This is a genomic window from Streptomyces sp. NPDC030995, assembly GCF_055571215.1.
Map to the genome: position 1 here is coordinate 1 of NZ_JBVIFS010000005.1, position 18995 is coordinate 18995.

Annotated in this window: 19 protein-coding genes; 10 read left to right on the top strand and 9 right to left on the bottom strand. The window is 73.2% G+C overall.

All coding sequences use genetic code 11. From position 1 onward, the window contains the following. Positions 1-208: 208 nt before the first annotated feature. Positions 209-856: a TetR/AcrR family transcriptional regulator gene (locus ACZ45T_RS10275; protein WP_468439426.1), complete on the bottom strand. Its 648-nt coding sequence runs from the start codon at positions 854-856 to the stop codon at positions 209-211. 216 nt (positions 857-1072) lie between these two features. Between ACZ45T_RS10275 and ACZ45T_RS10280 the strand changes: the two genes are divergently transcribed. Next, entirely contained in the window at positions 1073-2302 is a 1230-nt protein-coding gene (locus tag ACZ45T_RS10280; RefSeq protein WP_468439428.1) for an acyl-CoA dehydrogenase family protein, read from the top strand. Between the two features lie 65 nt (positions 2303-2367). Here the strand turns inward: ACZ45T_RS10280 and ACZ45T_RS10285 are convergent, their stop codons facing one another. Both ACZ45T_RS10285 and ACZ45T_RS10290 read right to left on the bottom strand, forming a co-directional pair. Then, positions 2368-3150, bottom strand: coding sequence for an LppU/SCO3897 family protein (locus ACZ45T_RS10285; RefSeq protein ID WP_468439430.1), 783 nt, complete (start codon positions 3148-3150; stop codon positions 2368-2370). 63 nt (positions 3151-3213) lie between these two features. Next, positions 3214-3687 (bottom strand): SRPBCC family protein, encoded by a 474-nt coding sequence (locus ACZ45T_RS10290; RefSeq protein ID WP_468439432.1) that lies wholly within the window; start codon positions 3685-3687, stop codon positions 3214-3216. Between the two features lie 155 nt (positions 3688-3842). Here ACZ45T_RS10290 and ACZ45T_RS10295 point away from each other — a divergent pair, with 155 nt between their 5' ends. Beyond that, positions 3843-4028, top strand: a complete 186-nt coding sequence (locus tag ACZ45T_RS10295) for a DUF5999 family protein (RefSeq protein ID WP_468439434.1) — start codon at positions 3843-3845, stop codon at positions 4026-4028. A 143-nt stretch (positions 4029-4171) separates the two neighbouring features. On the opposite strand, the gene ACZ45T_RS10300 is transcribed toward ACZ45T_RS10295, so the two are convergent. After that, a complete protein-coding gene (locus ACZ45T_RS10300) occupies positions 4172-6268 on the bottom strand; it encodes an ATP-binding protein (RefSeq protein WP_468439436.1) in 2097 nt (698 codons plus the stop codon). 62 nt (positions 6269-6330) lie between these two features. Next, positions 6331-7287, bottom strand: a complete 957-nt coding sequence (locus ACZ45T_RS10305; RefSeq protein WP_468439438.1) for a fibronectin type III domain-containing protein — start codon at positions 7285-7287, stop codon at positions 6331-6333. 192 nt (positions 7288-7479) lie between these two features. On the opposite strand from ACZ45T_RS10305, the gene ACZ45T_RS10310 reads away from it, so the two are divergent. From ACZ45T_RS10310 to ACZ45T_RS10340, 7 genes are all read left to right on the top strand, one after another. Beyond that, positions 7480-9072, top strand: coding sequence for an ABC transporter substrate-binding protein (locus tag ACZ45T_RS10310; protein ID WP_468439440.1), 1593 nt, complete (start codon positions 7480-7482; stop codon positions 9070-9072). 17 nt (positions 9073-9089) lie between these two features. Then, on the top strand, positions 9090-10055 hold the full coding sequence (locus ACZ45T_RS10315) for an ABC transporter permease (RefSeq protein WP_468440019.1): 966 nt from the start codon (positions 9090-9092) through the stop codon (positions 10053-10055). Continuing rightward, a complete protein-coding gene (locus ACZ45T_RS10320) occupies positions 10048-10944 on the top strand; it encodes an ABC transporter permease (protein WP_468439442.1) in 897 nt (298 codons plus the stop codon). Before ACZ45T_RS10315 ends, ACZ45T_RS10320 begins: the two co-directional genes overlap by 8 nt. Positions 10945-10991: 47 nt before the next feature. Beyond that, the gene (locus tag ACZ45T_RS10325) at positions 10992-11882 is read left to right on the top strand and encodes an oligopeptide/dipeptide ABC transporter ATP-binding protein (protein WP_468440021.1); all 891 of its coding nucleotides are present in this window, start codon (positions 10992-10994) and stop codon (positions 11880-11882) included. Continuing rightward, positions 11875-12534, top strand: coding sequence for an ABC transporter ATP-binding protein (locus tag ACZ45T_RS10330; protein WP_468439444.1), 660 nt, complete (start codon positions 11875-11877; stop codon positions 12532-12534). The genes ACZ45T_RS10325 and ACZ45T_RS10330 overlap by 8 nt, the downstream gene beginning before the upstream one ends. 98 nt (positions 12535-12632) lie before the next feature. After that, positions 12633-12827 carry a hypothetical protein gene (locus ACZ45T_RS10335; protein ID WP_362807827.1) on the top strand — a complete coding sequence of 65 codons (195 nt, stop codon included), beginning with the start codon at positions 12633-12635 and terminating at the stop codon, positions 12825-12827. Between the two features lie 129 nt (positions 12828-12956). Beyond that, positions 12957-14522 carry a hypothetical protein gene (locus tag ACZ45T_RS10340; protein WP_468439447.1) on the top strand — a complete coding sequence of 522 codons (1566 nt, stop codon included), beginning with the start codon at positions 12957-12959 and terminating at the stop codon, positions 14520-14522. 9 nt (positions 14523-14531) lie between these two features. Here the strand turns inward: ACZ45T_RS10340 and ACZ45T_RS10345 are convergent, their stop codons facing one another. Genes ACZ45T_RS10345 through ACZ45T_RS10360 form a run of 4 tightly spaced genes read right to left on the bottom strand, consistent with a single transcriptional unit; the run spans position 14532 to position 18265 of the window. Further along, positions 14532-15644: an aryl-sulfate sulfotransferase gene (locus ACZ45T_RS10345; RefSeq protein WP_468439449.1), complete on the bottom strand. Its 1113-nt coding sequence runs from the start codon at positions 15642-15644 to the stop codon at positions 14532-14534. Positions 15645-15703: 59 nt separating this feature from the next. Next, positions 15704-16714 (bottom strand): ABC transporter substrate-binding protein, encoded by a 1011-nt coding sequence (locus tag ACZ45T_RS10350; RefSeq protein ID WP_468439451.1) that lies wholly within the window; start codon positions 16712-16714, stop codon positions 15704-15706. A 28-nt stretch (positions 16715-16742) separates the two neighbouring features. Next, positions 16743-17462, bottom strand: a complete 720-nt coding sequence (locus ACZ45T_RS10355; RefSeq protein WP_468439453.1) for an ABC transporter ATP-binding protein — start codon at positions 17460-17462, stop codon at positions 16743-16745. Next, a complete protein-coding gene (locus ACZ45T_RS10360; RefSeq protein WP_468439455.1) occupies positions 17459-18265 on the bottom strand; it encodes an ABC transporter permease in 807 nt (268 codons plus the stop codon). Before ACZ45T_RS10360 ends, ACZ45T_RS10355 begins: the two co-directional genes overlap by 4 nt. A gap of 158 nt (positions 18266-18423) precedes the next feature. Between ACZ45T_RS10360 and ACZ45T_RS10365 the strand changes: the two genes are divergently transcribed. Beyond that, positions 18424-18993: a helix-turn-helix domain-containing protein gene (locus tag ACZ45T_RS10365; RefSeq protein ID WP_468439457.1), complete on the top strand. Its 570-nt coding sequence runs from the start codon at positions 18424-18426 to the stop codon at positions 18991-18993. The last annotated feature ends 2 nt before the right edge of the window (positions 18994-18995 follow it).

Here is an 18995-nt window from a genome sequence, read left to right on the forward strand (position 1 = left end):
TTGGTGGATGCCTTGTTGCATACACTCCTCGTCGTAGGGGCCACTCCCCCCTCTCCCCCCCCCCCCCCACCCCCCCCCCCCAAAACCCCGGCGAGGCTGGATTTGCCCGGCCAAGGCTGCAGGGGGTGCCGGCGCTGGATTTGCCCGGCGGAGCCGGAGGGGCCCGGCGGAGCCGAGGGTCGGCGGGGGTCGGCGGGGGCGGGCCGGGTCAGAAGCCCGGGCCGTCCACGCGGTTGCCCGCGGTGGCCAGGCGGCCCCAGAGGAGGTCGGTGAGGCCGGCGACCAGTTCCGCGCGCTCACAGGGGCGTTCGCCGAGCCACCAGTCGCCGGCCGCGTGCATCATGCCGACGATGCCGTGGCCCCACACCCTGGCCAGCCGCTCGCCGCCGGGGCCGAGGTCCACCCGCTCGCCGATCACCTGCGCCAGTTCCTCGCCGAGCCGCCGCAGCAGCGGGGCCGAGTGCAGGCCGACGTCGAAGCCGTGCTCGGCGCCGCTGTGGGAGTCCTCGGCCGGGTGCATGAGGAAGCGGTAGACCTGCGGGCGGGCCTCGATGGCGGCGAGGTAGGTGTCGAGGGTGGACTCCACCCGGCTGCGGCGCTCCGCGGGGGCGTCGAGCGCCGCCCGCAGCGAGTCGAGCAGGGCGTCGGTGTGCCGGACGGCGAGTGCCTGGTAGAGGCCCGCCTTGTCCCCGAAGTGCCGGTAGAGGATGGGCTTGGTGATGCCGGCCTCCGCCGCGATGGCGTTCATGGAGGCCTTGGGGCCGTCCCTGAGCACGACCCGGTCGGCGGCTTCGAGCAGCTCCCGCCGGCGGCGTTCGGCCGCTCCCGGTTCGCCGGCCTGCTGAGTGGTCTCCATGACGTGTTTCTCTCCCCGCCCTTGCGATGTGCGTGACGCACACGCAACGTAACACCCGGCACACCCCGGCGATCCAATCGGCGGCCATCGGCTCCCCGCGGCACCGCCTGTGCGGCCGGTGCTTGACAGTCCCTACTCGCCAGTAACAGACTGACCCCCGGTGGGGGTTACCGCTAGTAACTTTCGCAGGTACGAGCACAGACAGGTGGAGGGGACATGGCGGAGTTCACCATGGAGCTGAACGACGACCAGAAGCAGGTACGGGACTGGATCCACGGCTTCGCCGCCGATGTGATGCGCCCGGCCGCCGCGGAATGGGACGAGCGCGAGGAGACTCCCTGGCCCGTCATCCAGGAGGCCGCCAAGGTCGGCATCTACTCGCTGGACTTCTACGCCCAGCAGTTCTTCGACCCTACCGGCCTCGGCGTCCCGATGGCGATGGAAGAGCTCTTCTGGGGTGACGCGGGCATCGCCCTGTCGATCGTCGGCACCGGGCTCGCGGCCATCGGCGTCGTCGCCAACGGCACCGAGGAGCAGATCGGCACCTGGATCCCGCAGATGTACGGCGACCAGAACGACGTGAAGCTCGCCGCCTTCTGCTCCTCCGAGCCGGACGCGGGCTCCGACGTCGGCGCCATGCGCACCCGGGCCGTCTACGACCAGGCCAAGGACGAGTGGGTGCTCAACGGCACCAAGACCTGGGCGACCAACGGCGGCATAGCCAACGTCCACATCGTCGTGGCCGTCGTCGACCCGGAGCTCGGCACCAAGGGCCACGCCTCCTTCATCGTGCCGCCCAACACCCCGGGGCTGACCCAGGGCCAGAAGTTCAAGAAGCACGGCATCCGCGCCTCGCACACCGCCGAGGTGGTGCTGGAGGACGTACGGATCCCCGGGTCCTGCCTGCTCGGCGGCAAGGAGAAGCTGGACGAGCGCCTGGCCCGCGCCCACGAGCGTGCCCGCAGCGGCGGGGGCGAGCGCGTGAAGAACGCCGCCATGGCCACCTTCGAGGCTTCCCGGCCGGCGGTCGGCGCGATGGCCGTGGGCACCGCGCGTGCGGCGTACGAGGTCGCCCTCGACTACGCCAGGACCCGCACGCAGTTCGGCCGCCCGATCATCGACAACCAGGGCGTGGCCTTCCAGCTCGCCGACATGCGGACGCAGATCGACGCGGCCCGGCTGCTGGTGTGGCGGGCCTCCTGGATGGCGATCGCGGGCCGGCCGTTCGACTCGGCGGAGGGCTCGATGTCGAAGCTCTACGCGAGCGAGGTCGCCAAGAAGGTCACCGCCCAGGCGGTCCAGATCCTCGGCGGCAACGGCTTCACCCGTGAGTACCCGGTGGAGCGCATGCACCGGGACAGCGCCATCTACACCATCTTCGAGGGGACGAGCGAGATCCAGCGGCTGGTGATCGCCCGCACCATCTCCGGCATGCCGATCCGCTAGCCGCGGGTCCGCGGTGGCACCCCCGGACACCCGTGCGGTGTCCGGGGGGCCGCCGATGTCCGCCCTCAGCCCTCGCGCAGCGGCGTCAGGCAGCTACGGGTCCACTTGTCCGCGCTGTACTTGGTGTCCGACACGCGGTCGAGGGGGGCGCAGGACTCCCCGACCCCCAGCTCCTTGGTGACCCGGAACTGGGCACCCGCCGTGCCGCAGTCCACGACCCGCAGGTCCTGCTGCTGCCAGCTGCCCGCGTTGCGTACGCACTGCCCCACCGTCAGCGTCGGCGGTGCATCCTCTTCCGTCACCAGGCCGATCACGATCAGCGTCGGGATCGCGAGGAGGAACAGCAGCGCCGGTACGAGGAACAGCATGGCCGCCGGGCGCTTCCACAGCGGCTTGCCCGGGTCGAGCGCCGGCCGGTAGCCGCCCGCCGGGGGCGCGAGCGCGCGGAAGGTGGCCCGCGGGCCCAGGTTCATGAGCAGGGTCACGGGCGTGATGAAGAAGGACAGCGGCCCCCACCAGCCCTGCCACAGGGTGTCCGACGACATGCGTCGGTAGGTCGCGAGCCCGCAGTCGCGGCAGAACGGCCCGCGCAGGCTCAGGAAGCGCATCAGCACGATCATGCCCTGGTGCCCGCGTACGGTCGCGGGCGCGGCCGGCCAGGCCCCGCACAGCCGGCAGCCGTACCGCCCCGGTTCCGGGTGGGCGCCGTACGCGCCGTACGGCTGCGGTCCGGCGTACGCGGCGCCGTACGGGCCGCCCTGCTGCGGGACGAAGGGGGCGCTCGGGCCGTACGGGCTGTACGGGCTGTACGGGCCGGCGCCCTGCTGCGGCGGTGGCGGAGTGGCCACGGAGATCTCCTCGGTCGCGTAGTGATCACCGGCGCGGTGATCACGGCACCCTAGCCGCCGCCCTCAGGGGCGCAGCAGCCGGGCGACGGCCCGCCCGAAGAGGAGTCGGCCCGCCGCCGCGACCACGGGGTCCAGGGCGCGGGGGAGGCCGCGCAGGCGCAGGTCCTCGCGCCAGTGGATCTCGCTGCCCCCGGCGGGGGAGCGGCGGATCTCGATCTCCGCCCAGCCCGTCACCGACCGGCCGCGCTTCTCCAGCCGGACCAGTCCCGCCGAGCCGTTCGCCGTGCCATCCGCCGAGCCCACCGCCGGGCGCTCCGCGGGGGGTCGCCAGGCGACGACCTCCATCGGGTCGTCGAATGTGATCCTGCCCACGCCCGTGTGCGCCGTGAAGGTCGTTCCGACGCGCGTCGGCGGCGCCGTCTCGATGATCGTCCGGGTGAAGGGGACCTGCGCGCCGTGGCGCTCCCAGTCCGTCAGCCGCAGCCATGCCTCGGTCGGCGCCAGAGATGTGCGGTGAATGATCCGGATAACGGGCATGAGCGCATGGTAAGCGGGCATACACACCCTGAACTGGACGGCGAATATGGGTTCCGCCCGGGGGTGGCGATCAGTAATACTCACCGCCACCGTGGATCGCGGATTCGACCGGGTGACCACCGGCCTTCCCGCCCCACTTCGCGAGGAGGTGCGCCATGTGCTCCCACCAGCCCCCCTGCCCTAACGCCGACAGCGCCGATCACGACGCCGCCCGCATTGTGGCCTCCCACCCCGAACAGGGCTGGAGCCTGCTCTGCAACGGCGTGGTGGTCTTCGACGACACCGGTGAACTGCTCCCCGACAGCCGAACGGTGGAACCCCGCCGCCCGGCCCTGGTCTGAGCGAGGAGGCAGCATGCGCCAGCAGCTGATCCGCAAGCCCGTCCCCAAGCCCGCCCCCCGAGAACTGGATCTGCGCACACCGTCGGGCAGACCCCTCCCGTACTGACGGGAGCTCTCGCATTACGTGGTCCATCGGCTGGTCCTCAGCCGGTGGACGACGCCGCACCGCCCAGGAACGCCGTCTCGTAGGCGGCGTCTCCGATCGCCGCCCTGGCCTGCCGCTCGCCCTGGTCCCGCAGGGCCGTCAGCGAGGGCGAGCCCATCTGCGGCCGGCCCACCGTGCGCCACCAGGCGTGCCCGGTGCCCAGCAGCCGCGCCGCCAGTTCCCCGTCGCCCAGCCCCGCCACCGCCGCCGCCAGCAGGTCCAGGCCCAGCGCGATGCCGAAGCGGTCGCCGAGCAGGCGCTTCCCGGACAGCATCGCCCGTACGTGCCGGGCCGCCTCCCCGTGGTCGCCCATGCCCAGCGCGGCCACCGCCAGGATGTAGTCCGCGTACGCCCGCAGCCAGCGCTCGCCCAGCTCCGCGCACGCCTCCCGCAGGGCCCGCGCCTCCTGCATGGCCTCCTCGAAGCGCCGCAGGTCGCACAGGGCGTAGCTGGTGGCCAGCTTGCACAGGAGCCAGCCGGGGGCGCTGGTCCGCCCGCCGTGGCCCGCCCGGGCCCGTGGGCCGGCCAGCGTGAGGGCCCGTACCGGGTCGCCGGGCATCAGGACCGACACCGCCTGGAGGTAGGCCGCGCGCAGCTCCCGCTCGGGGTCCGCGAGGCGGGCCGCGTCCCGGGTGCACTCCTCGCCGATCCGCCGGGCCGTGTCCATGTCGCCCTGGAGCAGCGCGGTGAGCCCGAGGGCCCACAGGGCCTGGTTGTACGCGGCCCCCGTGGGCGGGGCGGCCCGCAGGACCCGCGCGAGGAAGCCCCGGCCCTCGTGCACGTGCCCGCAGGCGAACCAGTAGAACCACAGCGCCCCGGCCATCTCCAGCGCGGCCGTCGGATCGGTGGCGAGCAGGTGCTCCAGGGCCGTACGCAGTTGCGCGTGCTCGGCGGTGATCCTGCGGTACCAGTCCACCTGCCCCGGGCCCAGCCAGCCCCGGTCGGCGGCTTGGGAGAGCGCCGCGTACCAATGCGCGTGCCGGTCGGTGACGATCTGGACCTCGCCGAGCTCGCCCAGCCAGTCGTGCCCGTACTCGCGGATCGTGTCCAGCATCCGGTAGCGGGCGCCGGCCCCGCGTTCCTCGGTGCGCAGGACCACCGACTTGGCGGCCAGGCCCGCCAGCACGCGTTCCACCCGGGCGGCGGGCAGCGGACCGCCCGCGCACACGGCGCGGGCCGCGGCCACGTCGAAGTCACCGGTGAAGACCGAGAGCCGGGCCCACAGCAGGCGCTCCAGCGGCTCGCACAGCTCGTGGCTCCACCCGATCGTGGTGCGCATCGTCTGGTGCCGGGGCGGCAGGGCGGCCCGGAGGTCCGACAGCACCTCGAAGCGCTCGCCGATCCGCTCGGCCATCTCCTCCAGCGTCCACAACCGCAGCCGGGCGCCCGCGAGTTCCAGTGCGAGCGGGATGCCGTCCAGCCGCCGGCACACCTCGGCGGCGACCGCCGTCCGCGCGGGGTCCGCGAAGGAGGCCGCCGCCCGCGGGGTCGCGGCGAGCGCGCGGGCGCGGAAGAGGGCGAGGGCGTCGCTGTCGGGGCCCTCGCAGGGCAGCGGCCGGACCTCGACGACCTCCTCCTTCGCGCAGCCGAGCGGCTCCCGGGAGGTGACCAGGACCGTCAATCCGGGTGCGGACTGGAGGAGTTCGCCGACGAGGTGGCGGCAGTCGGCCACCAGGTGCTCGCAGGTGTCCAGGACGAGGAGGAGCTCCTTGTCGGCCATCCACGCGCACAACTCCTCGTCGAGGGGGCGGTGGGAGTGGTCGGCGAGGCCGACGGCGTGGGCGACGGTCGCGTTGAGCAGGCCGGGATCGCGCAGGGGCGAGAGCTCCACCCACCAGATGCCGTCGGGGCGCGCCTGCCGGGCGCCGGCGGCGGCCCGCAGGGCGAGCCGCGACTTGCCGACGCCGCCCACCCCGGTGAGGGTGACGAGCCTGCGCTCGCGCAACAGGCCGTCCAGAAGCTGCAGTTCACGCTCCCGCCCGACGAAGCTCGCCGACTCCGGCGGCAGGTTGCCGGGCGTGGCGCCGGAGCGGGGATCGGGATCGCCGTCCGCGGGGTCTGCCTGATTGTCATTGACCGAGTACTCACCGAACACGGATGTATTGTGCGTGATCTTCTTATCCGACCGTGCCGTTCAAGCCGGATCGTTGACGTATTTCACGCTATGAGGGTGATCCGCCGCTCCGCGGAGAAGGTACCCCAGTTGCCGTCGGGGAGCCGGGCCCGCAGTTTCACGACCCATACCGTGCCGGTCGGCTCGGTCACCGTGAGCCGGTGCTCCACCCGGCCGCTGGGCACGGCGCCCGCGCCGAACTGGATGACGGTCGTGGGCCGTCCGTTGACGTACAGCTCGTACTCGGCGGTCTCGCGGCCGGTGTCCGGGGCGGTCCAGCCGAGGGTGACGGTGCCCGGCGAGGCGGTCGCGGTGAATTCGGCGGGCGCGGTGCCCGGCCCGTCGCCGGTGGCGGGCGGGGTCGTGACGTCCACCGCCGGGCCGTCGGGGGAGGAGTTGTCGGCCCCGTCCCGGGCCCGGATGGTGAAGGTGTAGACGGTGTCCGGCTGGAGGCCGCTCAGTGCGGTGCCGCTCTCGCCGGGGCCCGCGGTGTGGATCCGGACGCCGCCCTGGTAGACGTCGTACGCCGTCACGCCGGTGTCGTCCGTCGCCGCCGTCCAGGACACCCAGGCGGCCCGGGGGCCGGTGGCCCGGCCGGTGGTGGCGGCCGGAGCGGTGGGGGCCCGGCGGTCCTCGGCCTGGGCCGCCGGGGTGGTCACCCGGGCGGCCGTGCCAGGGCCGGAGAGGTTCCCGGCGGCGTCCTTGGCCCGGACCGTGAAGGCGTAACCGGTCTGTGGGGTGAGGCCGGTGATGTCCACCATGGTCTTCCCGGCGGGGAGTTCCCGGACCATGCGGTCGGCCTCGAAGACCTGATAGCCGGTCACCCCGTCCCGGTCCGCGGCCGCGTCCCACATGACGTGCACGCTGGTGGCGCTGCCGGCCTGCGCGGTGAGTCCGGCGGGGGCGGCCGGCGGCTCGGTGTCGGGCGCCGTGCACGCGGCTGCGCCGCCGAGGGCCAGGCAGAGGGCGAGCAGCGGGGCGGTGCGTCGGGCGTGGTGCACGGGGTGCCTTCCTCCGCTTCCGCTTAAAGGTCTAGACATGTATGGCATGAGGGGGCCGGGCCGGGCAACCCCCGTGCGGCGGGCTTCCCGCCGGGCGGGTGGATCTGGGCCGGTTCGTGTCCTCCGGGGGCGTCTGGCATTATTGCGACTTCTTTGCAATAGCAGTTGATCATAAATAGGGATGTGCACAGCATGACGGCCCGGACAGCACGGGGAGCGGCCGCGACGACGATGGCCGCCGCACTCATCACGGGCGTGGCGGCCTGCTCGAACCCCACCTCCGCGGCCAGCGGCCCGGCGGACTCCGTCGTGGTCGGCATCGCCACCGAGCCGGAGAGCCTCAGCCCGCTGCTGGGCTACGGCAAGGACGGCAACTCCAAGATCTTCGACGGGCTGCTCGCGCACGACGCGGACATGAAGCTGAAGCCCGCCCTGGCCGACGCCCTCCCCGAGGTCTCCCCGGACGGGCGCACGTACACCTACAAGCTGCGCCGGGGCGTGAAGTTCAGCGACGGAGCGCCCTTCTCCGCGAAGGACGTGGTCTTCACCTACAAGACGATCCCCGATCCCAGGACGAACAACGCGTCCAAAACGGAGCTCGACGCGATCGAGGACGTGCAGGCCCGGGGCGAGGACACCGTCGTCTTCACGCTGAAGTACCCCTACGCGCCGTTCGCCGAGCGGACCGTGCTGCCGATCGCCCCCGAGCACATCGCGGGCCGGCAGGACGTCAACAGCGGGGACTTCACCACCGAGCCCGTCGGCACCGGCCCGTACGTGCTCGTCGGCTGGTCCAAGGGCGAGAAGCTCAGCTTCAAGGCCAACCCCGGCTACTGGGGCGGCGAGCCCGCGGTGAAGAAGTTCACCATGGCCGTCGTCAAGGACGACGACGTACGCGCCACCCGGCTGCGCTCCGGCGAGCTGGACGGGGCGATCCTGCCGCCGAACCTCGCCAAGACCTTCGAGAAGGACACGGCGCGCAGGCTGTACGCGGCCAAGACCTTCGACTACCGCGACGTGACCCTCCCGACGCACCACGAGGTCACCGGTGACGTGGCGGTCCGCCAGGCGCTGGACATCGCCGTGGACCGCAAGGCCATGGTCGACAAGCTCCTGGACGGCGCGGGCAAGCCCGCCTACGGGCCGGTGCCGACCGACAGTCCGTGGTTCACGGCCGGTACGGAACGCGCCCACGACCTCGACCGGGCGAAGAAGATCCTCGACGACGCCGGCTGGAAGACGGGCGAGGACGGCATCCGCGTCAAGGACGGGGTCCGCGCCTCCTTCCCGCTCTGGTACACCTCCGGCGACAAGATCCGCCAGGACCACGCGCTCGCCTTCGCCTCCGACGCCAAGAAGGCCGGCATCGAGGTCAAGACCGAGGCCGGGACCTGGGAGGTCATCGAGCCCCGGATGAAGACCGAGGCCGTCCTCGCGGGCGGCGGCTCCCCGGCCGACCCGGACTTCGACCAGTACCAGCTGCTGACCTCCTCGCTCGCCGGCGACGGCTTCAACAACATGGCCCGGTACGACGATCCGGCCGTGGACGCCGCCCTCACGCAAGGGCGCAGGAGCGGTGATCCGGCGGAGCGCAAGGCCGCGTACGACACCGTGCAGCGCGAGCTCGTGAAGAACCCCGGCTACGTCTTCCTCACCCACATCGACCACCTCTACGTCGTGAACGACAGGTGGGAAGGGCTCACCACCCAGGTCGAACCGCACGACCACGGCCTTGGCTCCGGCCCCTGGTGGAACGTCGAGAGCTGGAAGCCGAGGGAGAAGTGAGCCTCCCCTGGGGGCCGATGGCGCGCATGGCCGGGCGGCGGACCCTGTCCGCCCTCCCGGTCCTGCTCGCCGTCACCTTCGGCGTCTTCGCCGTGGCCGCCGCGTCCCCCTTCGACCCCGTCAAGGCCTACGCCGGCACCGCGGGCCTCACCGCCTCCCAGAGCCGGCTCGACGAGCTGCGGGCCAACCTCGGGGTGGACCAGCCCCTGGTGACGCGCTGGTGGGACTGGCTCACCTCGGCCCTCACCGGTGACCTCGGGACCTCCACCGTCATGCGCCAGCCCGTCGTCGACGTCATCGCGGAGCGGGTGGGCTGGTCGGCGCTGCTCGCCGCCTGCGCCTTCGCGGTGGCGGTCCTGGTGGGCACGGCGCTCGGAGTGCTGGCCGCACGCCGCCAGGGCGGCCCGCTGGACCGGGTCGCGACCACGCTCGCCTACATCCTGGAGGCCGCCCCGGCCTTCTGGCTGGGGCTGCTGGCCGTCTGGTTCTTCTCCGTACAGCTCGGCGTGCTGCCCTCGGGCGGCCTGACGGACGCGGGCAGCGACGTGGTCACCTTCGGACAGGTCGCCTCCCACCTGGTCCTTCCCGCAGTGGTGCTGGGCCTCTCCCAACTCCCCTGGTTCTTCCTGTACGCCCGCCAGGGCGTGGCCGACGCGCTGGCGGAGGACCCCGTACGCGGGGCCCGCGCACGGGGCCTCGCGGAGCGGCGCGTCCTGCTCGGGCACGGGCTCCGCTCCGGCATGCTGCCGATGCTGACGCTGATCGGCTCCCGGGTGCCGGAGCTCATCACCGGCGCGCTGCTGGTGGAGACCGTCTTCAGCTGGCCGGGCATCGCGGCGGCCACCGTAGCGGCGGCCACCTCGGTGGACTTCCCGCTGCTGGCGGCGCTGACGGTGCTGGCCACGGCGGCGGTGCTGGCCGGCAACCTGCTGTCCGACCTGCTGTACGGGCTGGCGGATCCGAGGGTGGGCTTCGATGGCTGAGGCTTCGACGGCCGAGGTCCGGGCGGCCGAGGTGACGTGGCGTTCGTACGGGCGCGCCCGGCGCTCCACGCGCACGCTGCGGGTCCGCACCTCCGCGGTGCTGGTGGCCGTGATCGTGCTGGCCGTGCTGATCGTTCCCCCGCTGGCGCAGCTGGACCAGCAGGCGGTCGACCTGTCGGCCAAGCTCCGACCGCCCTCGTGGGCGCATCCCTTCGGCACGGACGACATGGGGCGCGACCTGCTGTTGCGGTGCGTGTACGGGCTGCGGGTCTCCCTGCTCGTCGGGCTGGTGGCCGCGCTGGTCGCCACGGTGATCGGCACGGCGGTGGGCGCGGCCGCGGGCGCGCTGGGAGGGTGGACGGACCGGGTGGTGATGCGGGCGGTGGACACCCTGTCCTCGATCCCGCACCTGCTCCTGGGCATCTTCATCGTGGCGATGTTCCGGCCGGGCGTCTGGCCGGTGGTGGTCTCCGTGGCCGTGACCCACTGGCTGTCGACGGCCCGGATCGTCCGCGCGGAAGTCCTCTCCCTGCGCGGACGCCCCTACGTGGACGCGGCCGTCTCGGGCGGCGCCTCGCGGTGGCGGGTCGCCGTACGGCACCTGGTGCCGGGCGTCCTCCCGCAGGCGGGCCTCGCCGCGGTGCTGATGGTCCCGCACGCGATGTGGCACGAGTCCGCCCTGTCCTTCCTGGGCCTGGGCCTCCCGGCCCACCAGGCCAGCCTGGGCAACCTCGTGCAGAGCGCCCGCGGCTCGCTGCTCGCCGGTGACTGGTGGCCCACCCTCTTCCCCGGCCTGCTCCTGATCGTCCCGACGCTGGCGATCGCGGGCCTCGCGGGCGCCTGGCGCGACCGGCAAAACCCCCGCCGCCGATCGGAGCTGACCCTGTGACCCCGCCGCCCGTGCTCAGCGTCGAGCAGCTCTCCGTCCGCTTCCGCATGCCGGCGGGCCGGTACGTCGAGGCCGTCACCGACGCGAGCTTCCGCCTCGCCCCCGGCGAGTGCCTCGTCCTCGTCGGCGAGAGCGGCTGCGGCAAGTCCGTCCTCGCCTCGGCTCTCCTCGGCCTGCTCCCCGGCAACGCGGAAACCGCCGGGTCGGCCCGGCTCGCCGACGGCCTGGACGTGCTCGCCGCCGACGAGCGCACCCTGGCCGGGGAGGTACGGGGCCGGCGGATCGGGCTGGTCCCGCAGAGCCCGGCCGCGCACCTCACCCCGGTGCGCACGATCCGGTCCCAGCTGGCGGAGACCGTCCGGGAGCTGACCGGGGCCCGCGGGACCGAACTGCGGGCGGCGGCCGAGGCGGCCGCCGAACGGGCCGCCTTCCCCGCCACGCATCTCGACCGCCACCCGCACGAGCTCTCCGGCGGCCTCGCCCAGCGGGCCGCCACCGCCCTGGCCCTCGTCGGCGACGCGCCGCTGCTCCTCGCCGACGAGCCGACCACCGGCCTCGACCGCGACCTCGTCCTGCGCACCGTCGACGAGCTGCGCGCCCACACCCGCGACGCCGGCCGGGCGCTGCTGATGATCACGCACGACCTCGCCGCGGCCGAGCGGATCGCCGACACCGTCGCCGTCATGTACGCCGGGCGGATCGTCGAACTCGCCCCGGCCGTGGCCTTCTTCGGCCAACCCGGCCCCCGCCACCCCTACGCCCGGGGCCTCCTCGACGCCCTCCCCGAACGCGCCTTCGCCCCCGTCCCCGGGGCCCCGCCCGAGCTCGGCGCGCTCCCGGCCGGCTGTGCCTTCGCCGCCCGGTGCGCCCGCGCCGACCGGCTCTGCCGCGCCCGGCGGCCCGTGCTCACCGAAGGGGTGGCCTGCCACCATGCTTGAGCTCAAGGACATCACCGCGGGCTACGACCGCCGCGCCCCCGTCGTCCGGGGCGCGCACCTGACCCTGCACCCCGGCGAGTCCCTCGGCCTGCTGGGGCCCAGCGGCTGTGGAAAGTCCACCCTGGCCCGGGTCGCCGCCCTGCTGCACCGTCCCGACCGCGGGACCGTGGCGCTCGACGGCCACGCCGTGACCGGCTTCTCCCACCGGGCCCCGCGGTCCCTGCGCACCGCGGTCGGCGTGGTCTTCCAGCAGCCCCGGCTCTCCGCCGACCCCCGCCTGAGGCTGCGCGACCTCGTCGCGGAACCCCTCCGCGCGACGGGCCGCCGTACGGAAGCGCAGGAGAGGGTCGCCGCGTTGGCGGAGCGTGTCGGCCTCGGCCGTGATCTGCTCACCCGCCGTCCCCACGAGGTCAGCGATGGCCAGTTGCAACGCGCCTGCCTGGCGAGAGCGTTGGTGCTGCGCCCGCGCTGGCTGGTCTGCGACGAGATGACCGCCATGCTGGACGCCTCCACCACGGCCGCCCTGGTCGCCGTCGTCGAGGAGTACCGGGCGCGGACGGGCGCCGGACTCCTCGCGGTCGGCCACGATCCGGTGCTGCTCGGACGCTGGTGCGACCGTACGGCCCACTGGAGCGAGATCGTCAAGGACTGATCGCCCGTCACGGACGGTCAACACCCGTACGGCGGACACGTGTTTCGCCCGAAGGCACCGCCTCCTGCGCCACCATGACGGCGAGTAAGGAGGTTTCGATGGTGATTTCCCTCTCCGTGGTCGTCCTGCTCCTCATCCTCGCCTGGATCTTCCTGCGCAGCGGCGGGCTCAAGTTCTCGCACGCCGTCGTCTGCGTGCTGCTCGGCTTCTACCTCGCGAGCAGCAGCATGGCCGCGACCATCCACGACGGCCTGACGGCCACCGCGAACGTGGTCTCCAGCCTTCGTCCTTGATCAACTGTTGCGCCTTCGTGAATCAACCGGCTCTTCCATGGACTCCTCCAGCAGTGCGATCTAGCGTCTGGCGGCGGCGCGATGTCAGACGCGATGTCAACAGAACTGAAGAGACACGGAGGAGTCCGGATGTTTCAAAGAGCGCTGAACTGCGCTGTGCTGCCTGTCGTCGCCGCCTTCACGGTGATGTACGGCAGCTCTCCGGTCCAGGCCGAGGAGATACCCAAGGCCCCCGGCCACCGCCTGGTCGGTCACTACGACGGCGGCCCGGCGGCGGCCGCCCCGCTGCCCGGCGAAGCGCCGCCGCAGCACCCCTTCCTCGCGCCCAACGGCCGCAGCGGAATGCACTCCGACGCCGGCGGCAGCGCCACCTCCCCCTGGTCGGGGCCGCTCGGCAAGAACCCGCGGGTCACCAGTGAGAGGATCGCCGCCCTCGGCGGCGAATGCGCCACCGCCACCTTCGACTCGGGCGGCCGGCTGGTCACGGTGTGCGGCACCTTCTCGGGCTTCAAGGTCAAGCTCCTGGAGCCCCGTACGCTCGCCACGCTCGCGGAGTACCGGCTCCCGCAGCGTTCCTCGACGGTCGAGGCGATCACCTCGCTCGACTTCTCGAAGATCTTCAAGGACACCTCCGGCGGTGCCTACTTCTATCTGGACGACCAGGACCGGGCCGTGCTGGCCGACTCCCGCCAGCACATCCTGCGCCTCTCGCACGCACAGGGGCCGGACGGCGACTGGACGTTCACCGTCGACGACGACTGGGACCTCACCGGCCAGGTCCCGCACGACTGCGTGAGCTGGACCAACCTCCGGCCCAGCGGCGCCTGCGACCCCGTCACCTCCGTGATGCCCGACTGGAGCGGCCGTATCTGGTGGGTCACCCGCCAGGGCCGGGTCGGGACCGTGGACCCGGCGACCTCGCAGATCCGCTCCGTCCGGCTGCCGGGCGAGGAGATCCAGAACTCCTTCTCGGTCGCCGAGGACGGTGTCTCCATCGTCTCCGACCACGCGCTCTACAGCTTCCGCGCCGCCGCCGACGGCACCCCCGAGGTGCAGTGGCGCCAGACGTACGACCGCGGGACCGCCGCCAAGCCCGGTTCCGTCAACCAGGGTTCGGGCACCACCCCGGACCTCTTCGGCAACGGCTACGTCGCCATCACCGACAACGCCGACGACCGGATGAACGTCCTGGTCTTCAAGCGGGGCGTGGACGTCCCCGCCGACCGGCGCCTCGTCTGCAAGGTGCCCGTCTTCGGCTCCGGCGCCTCGACCACCGACAACTCCCTGATCACCTGGGGCAACAGCATCGTGGTCGAGAACAACTACGGCTACGAGAACCCCACCACCCTGCTCCTGGGCAAGACCGTCGTGGGCGGCGCGGCCCGCATCGACGTCCGCGCCGACGGCAGCGGCTGCGACACGGTGTGGGAGAGCGCGGTCCGCTCCCCCTCCACCGTCCCCAAGCTCTCCACCGCCAACGGACTGCTCTACTTCTACGAGAAGGAGCCCAACTCCTGGGGGATCGACGCCTGGTACCTCACCGCGGTGGACTTCCGCACCGGTGAGCGCCGCTGGCGGCAGCTGACCGGCACCGGCCCGCTGTACGACAACAACTGGGCGCCGATCACCCTCGGGCCCGACGGCACCGCGTACGTCGGCGTCTTCAACGGCATCGTCGCCGTCCGCGACAGCTGACGGCCGCCCTCACAGCCAGGGCAGCCGGTCGGCGGCGTACCGGTAGGCACGGAAGACCGAGTTCTGGGCGCCGGCCGAGGACTCCAGGCCGACGCCCTCCCCGAAGGACCGGAACTGGGGGACCACGAACTCCCACACCACGTCCCCGCCGGGGGTCACCTCGAAGAGCCGTCCGAAGGAGCCCTCGGCGACGAAGGTGTTCCCGTTCGGCAGGCGCTGCGCGCTGGACATGTACGGGCTGAAGAAGTTCTGTGGCGGGTTGTCCTGGTACGACCACACCTCCTTGCCGGTGCGCGGGTCGAGCTCCAGCACCCGCGAGTACGGCACGGAGGTGGTGTCGCGGTAGGTGCCGTTGTCGAAGACCAGGATGTTGCCGTCGGCCAGCTCGTGCGGATGGTGCTGCTGCGCGAGCACGTCGGGGCCGATGCGCCAGCGGACGGAGCCGTCGGCGCGGTCCACGGCCACGGTGGTGGAAGCGCTGCGGAAGCCCACCACCAGCCCGCCGTCCGCGAGTTCGTTGACGGTGTTGGCCATCGGCCAGTGCTCGCGGGCGAAGTGCGGGTCGAGGGGCACCTCTTCGGGGTCGAGGTGCTCGATGGCGGCCCAGCGCCACACCACTTCCCCCTCCCAGGTCAGCTCGTAGACCACGTCCCCGTAGATCACCCCGCCCGGCGCCTCCGAACCGGGGATGCCGCCCCTGATCCGGGCGGCGTCGGCCGGGCTCAGCGGCTCGACCGCGGTGATGACGAGGTTGCCGTTGCGCAGGATCGACGCGTCGTGGTGGTGGAAGGGGTGCCGGACCTCGCGGAGCACCGTGGAGTCCGGGGCCAGCTCCTGGAAGATGCCGCCGTGGTAGACGTCCCAGATGGGGAAGAGGGTCGGGCCGCCGGTGTCCTTGGCCGCGTAGAAGAGGTTCCCGCCCGGCAGGAGCTGCGCCTGGCGGCCGGGCGGGTGCGGGGAGTTCCAGGTGTGCACCGGCCGGCCCTCGATGTCGACGAGGTGGATCTCGCCGGCGCTGGTGATCGGCGTGTAGAGGGTGTAGCCGCCGTAGCTGCGCTCGGGGTCGTGGGCGATCAGGCCGACGCCGCGGCGGCGCAGGGTGTTCTGGTCGACGACGCTCATGAGGATCTCCTGGTGTGGGTGTGGGTGTGGGTGTGGGCGTGGGTGTGGCGTGCCGTGGTTCAGCGGACGGTGACGGCGGCCGGGTCGACGGCCGTCAGGGGTCCGGGGTTCAGGTACCGCAGCAGCGCGTCGCGGTCGGCGGCGCCCGGCAGCTTCTGGGCGGCCTTGGCCCAGGCGGCCTCCTCCTCCAACTGCGTCAGCAGCTCGGGCGAGAGGGCGAGGCCGTAGCCGTAGCGGGGCTGGAAGGCCTCGACGTAGCCGGCCTGGAGCGCCCCCTTGGACTGGGCGAGTACGGCCGTGCGCGCGCCGGCCGGGTCGGCGGCGAGTTCGCGCTGCGCGCGCAGCAGCGTACGGAGCACCGCGGTGGTGCCCTCCTCGCTCGCGGACGGGCCGGAGACGAGGAGGGTCCTGGCCGTGTATCCGGTGAAGGGGAGCTCCGCGTAGGAGGCGCCCAGGGCGGTGCGCGCGGCCTCGTAGAAGCTGGGGAAGGTGACACCGGCGTCGATGTCCCCGCGGGCCAGCGCCGAAGTGACCTGGTTCGGGGCGAGGTTGACCACGGTCACGTCCGCCGCCGTCAGATGGGCCGAGGCGAGCATCCGCGACAGCGCGTACTCGACGTTCGTGCCCTGCGGGACGCCGACCTTGCGGCCCTTGAGGGCGCCGAAGCCGGGGATCCGCCGGTCGGTCCGGGTCAGCAGGCGCCAGTCGTCGAACCGGGACAGTTCGGCGACGATCCGCAGCTCGCGCCCGCTCAGCGCCGCCGTCACGGCGGGCAGGTCACCGACGACGCCGAGCTGCGCCTGGCCGCCGAGCACGGCGTTGAGCGCGTCGCGGCCGGTCGGCTGGGTGGTGACGGTGGCGCGCAGGCCCTCGTCGGACCAGAGCCCCCGCTCCTGGGCCAGGTACACCGGGGCGCCGCCGAGCTGGTCGCTGCCGGCGAGGGTGACGGCGGGCCGCCCGTCACCGGGGCCCGGCGCGCCGGACGGGCCGGACGGGCCGGCGCAGGCCGTGGAGAGCGTGGCGAGCAGGGCCGCCAGCAGTACGGCGGCCAGCGCGCGGGGTCTGAGCATGGTGAAGGTCCTTTCCGGGGGAGGGGGGCTACGCGGAGCCGAGGTGACGTGCGATCAAGGAGCGGAGTTCCGGATCGGGCGGACCGGCGGGCACGGCGTGGTCGGCGACCACCCGCCCCGGGGTCCCGCCGAGGACGACCACGCGTTCGGCGAGCGCCAGCGCCTCGTCGATGTCGTGCGTGACGAACAGCACGGTGGTGCCGCTTCGCTGCCACAGCTCCCGCAGCAGGGTCTGCATCCGGGTCCGCGTCAGCGCGTCCAGCGCCCCGAACGGCTCGTCCATCAGGAGCACTTCGGGCTCGGCGGCCAGCGCCCGGGCCAGCGCCACCCGTTGCTGCATCCCGCCCGAGAGCTGCGCCGGGTACTTCTGCGCGCCGTCCGCGAGTCCCACCTCGGCCAGGGCCGCCAGGGCCCGCCGGCGCCGCTCCCCGCGCGGCAGACCGAGCCGCTTGAGGGCGAATTCGACGTTCCCGCGGGCCGTGCGCCACGGGAACAGCGCGTAGTGCTGGAAGACCACGCCCCGCTCCGGGCCCGGGCCGCGCACCGGCGCCGTACCCGCCGTCACCTGGCCGGCGGTGGGGCGTACGAACCCCGCCACGGCATTGAGGACCGTGGACTTGCCGCATCCGCTCGGCCCGAGCAGGGCCGTGAACGAGCCGGCCGGGAGCTCCAGATCCGTGGGCTCCAGCACCGGGACGGCGGACCCGTAGCCCACCGACAGCCCCTCCAGCCGTACCCCGAGGCTCATGACGCGCTCCAGTGCACGAACCGCCGGCCGACCGCGGCCAGTACGAGGTCGACGGCCACACCGAGCAGTCCGAGCACGAGCAGCCCCGCGAACATCCGGTCCACCCGCAGGAACTGGCCGTCGACCTGGAGCCGGTACGCCAACCCGCTGTCCGCGCCGCCCAGTTCGGCCGCCACCAGGGCGAGCAGCGCCACCGAGGCCCCGTACCGCAGCGCCGCGAGCAGGGCGGGTGCGGCGGCGGGCAGCAGCACCTCGGTGAACCGCCGGTGCAGCGGAGCCCCCAGGGAGCGGGCCGCCCGCAGGTGGGACACCGGCACCCGGGACACCCCGTCGTGGACGTACAGCCAGACGGCGAGCAGTACGGCGTAGGCGATGAGCAGGCGTTTGGCGGTCTCGCCGATGCCGAACCAGGCGGTCGCGAGCGGCACCAGCGCGATGGCCGGGATCGGGCGGAGGAAGGAGATCACCGGGGTGACGGCGGCGGACAGCCGCGGCAGGTAGCCGGTGGTGAAGCCGAGCGCGCTGCCGATGACGGCGCCCAGGGCGAAGCCCTGTCCGGCCCGCGCCAGGCTGGCGCCGAGGTCGGTGGCCAGGGTGCCGCTGCGGGCGCTGTCCGCCAGCGCGGCCGCGGTCTCGCCCGGGGTGGGCAGCAGTCCCGGGGCCACCGCGCCCGACCGGGAGAGTACGTACCAGAGCGCGAGCACGACACCGGCCGCACCCAGGGCCGGGGCGAGGCGGCCGAGGCGGCCCGGTCGGCCCGGTCGACCGAGGGCTCGGCCGGGTGGTGAGGGGGTGGCGGGCACGGGGCGGCTCCTCGGTCGGTTCCTCGCTCGTTGATGAGTGAGGACTCGTTGATAAGTGAGGTCAATAATTGACCACGCTTATGAAGGGAGTGTTGCGGCAGTGCGAAGCCTTCCGGGACCCCCCGGACCGGGATGCGCGATGGGGTACGTTCACCTGCGTGTCTCGCCCCGAACCCACGCCCGAAGCGATCGAGGTCGGACGGGTGATCCGCGGCTGCCGCAAACAGCGCGGAGTCTCCATGGCCGTCCTCGCCACCCGCTCCGGCCTCTCCCAGCCCTTCCTCAGCCAGCTCGAACGCGGACTCGCCACGCCAAGCCTCAGCTCGATCTACCGGATCGCCGAGGCCCTGGACGTCACCCCGGGCACCTTCCTGCGGCCGCCGGGCCGCCCGGGCGCGGTCAGCCACGAGGCCGACCCGCAGGTGATCCGGGTGGACGAGGCCGCGGGGCAGGTCGCGCAGGTGCTGATCCCCGGTGGGCGCAGCACCCTGATGGAGGCGTACGAGCACCACTTCGAGCCCGGCCGGGGCGAGCGCGGCTGGTTCGAGCACCCCGGCGAGGACTTCCTCTACGTCCTGGAGGGCGAGATCGTCCTGGAGGTCGAGGGCGAGGAACCGCTGACCCTGCGCGCCGGCCAGAGCGCCCACCACCGCGGTGAAGTCCCGCACCGCTGCCGCCTGTCGGGCCCGGACCCGGCGCGCACGCTGCTCGTCATCGCCAACGCGTAGGC

Bases quoted from the DNA above. Each gene is read 5' to 3' on its own strand.
- ACZ45T_RS10275 (WP_468439426.1), bottom strand. From the start codon at position 856: ATGGAGACCACTCAGCAGGCCGGCGAACCGGGAGCGGCCGAACGCCGC.
- ACZ45T_RS10280 (WP_468439428.1), top strand. From the start codon at position 1,073: ATGGCGGAGTTCACCATGGAGCTGAACGACGACCAGAAGCAGGTACGG.
- ACZ45T_RS10290 (WP_468439432.1), bottom strand. From the start codon at position 3,687: ATGCCCGTTATCCGGATCATTCACCGCACATCTCTGGCGCCGACCGAG.
- ACZ45T_RS10295 (WP_468439434.1), top strand. From the start codon at position 3,843: ATGTGCTCCCACCAGCCCCCCTGCCCTAACGCCGACAGCGCCGATCAC.
- ACZ45T_RS10310 (WP_468439440.1), top strand. From the start codon at position 7,480: ATGACGGCCCGGACAGCACGGGGAGCGGCCGCGACGACGATGGCCGCC.
- ACZ45T_RS10315 (WP_468440019.1), top strand. From the start codon at position 9,090: ATGGCGCGCATGGCCGGGCGGCGGACCCTGTCCGCCCTCCCGGTCCTG.
- ACZ45T_RS10320 (WP_468439442.1), top strand. From the start codon at position 10,048: ATGGCTGAGGCTTCGACGGCCGAGGTCCGGGCGGCCGAGGTGACGTGG.
- ACZ45T_RS10325 (WP_468440021.1), top strand. From the start codon at position 10,992: ATGCCGGCGGGCCGGTACGTCGAGGCCGTCACCGACGCGAGCTTCCGC.
- ACZ45T_RS10330 (WP_468439444.1), top strand. From the start codon at position 11,875: ATGCTTGAGCTCAAGGACATCACCGCGGGCTACGACCGCCGCGCCCCC.
- ACZ45T_RS10335 (WP_362807827.1), top strand. From the start codon at position 12,633: ATGGTGATTTCCCTCTCCGTGGTCGTCCTGCTCCTCATCCTCGCCTGG.
- ACZ45T_RS10340 (WP_468439447.1), top strand. From the start codon at position 12,957: ATGTTTCAAAGAGCGCTGAACTGCGCTGTGCTGCCTGTCGTCGCCGCC.
- ACZ45T_RS10345 (WP_468439449.1), bottom strand. From the start codon at position 15,644: ATGAGCGTCGTCGACCAGAACACCCTGCGCCGCCGCGGCGTCGGCCTG.
- ACZ45T_RS10350 (WP_468439451.1), bottom strand. From the start codon at position 16,714: ATGCTCAGACCCCGCGCGCTGGCCGCCGTACTGCTGGCGGCCCTGCTC.
- ACZ45T_RS10355 (WP_468439453.1), bottom strand. From the start codon at position 17,462: ATGAGCCTCGGGGTACGGCTGGAGGGGCTGTCGGTGGGCTACGGGTCC.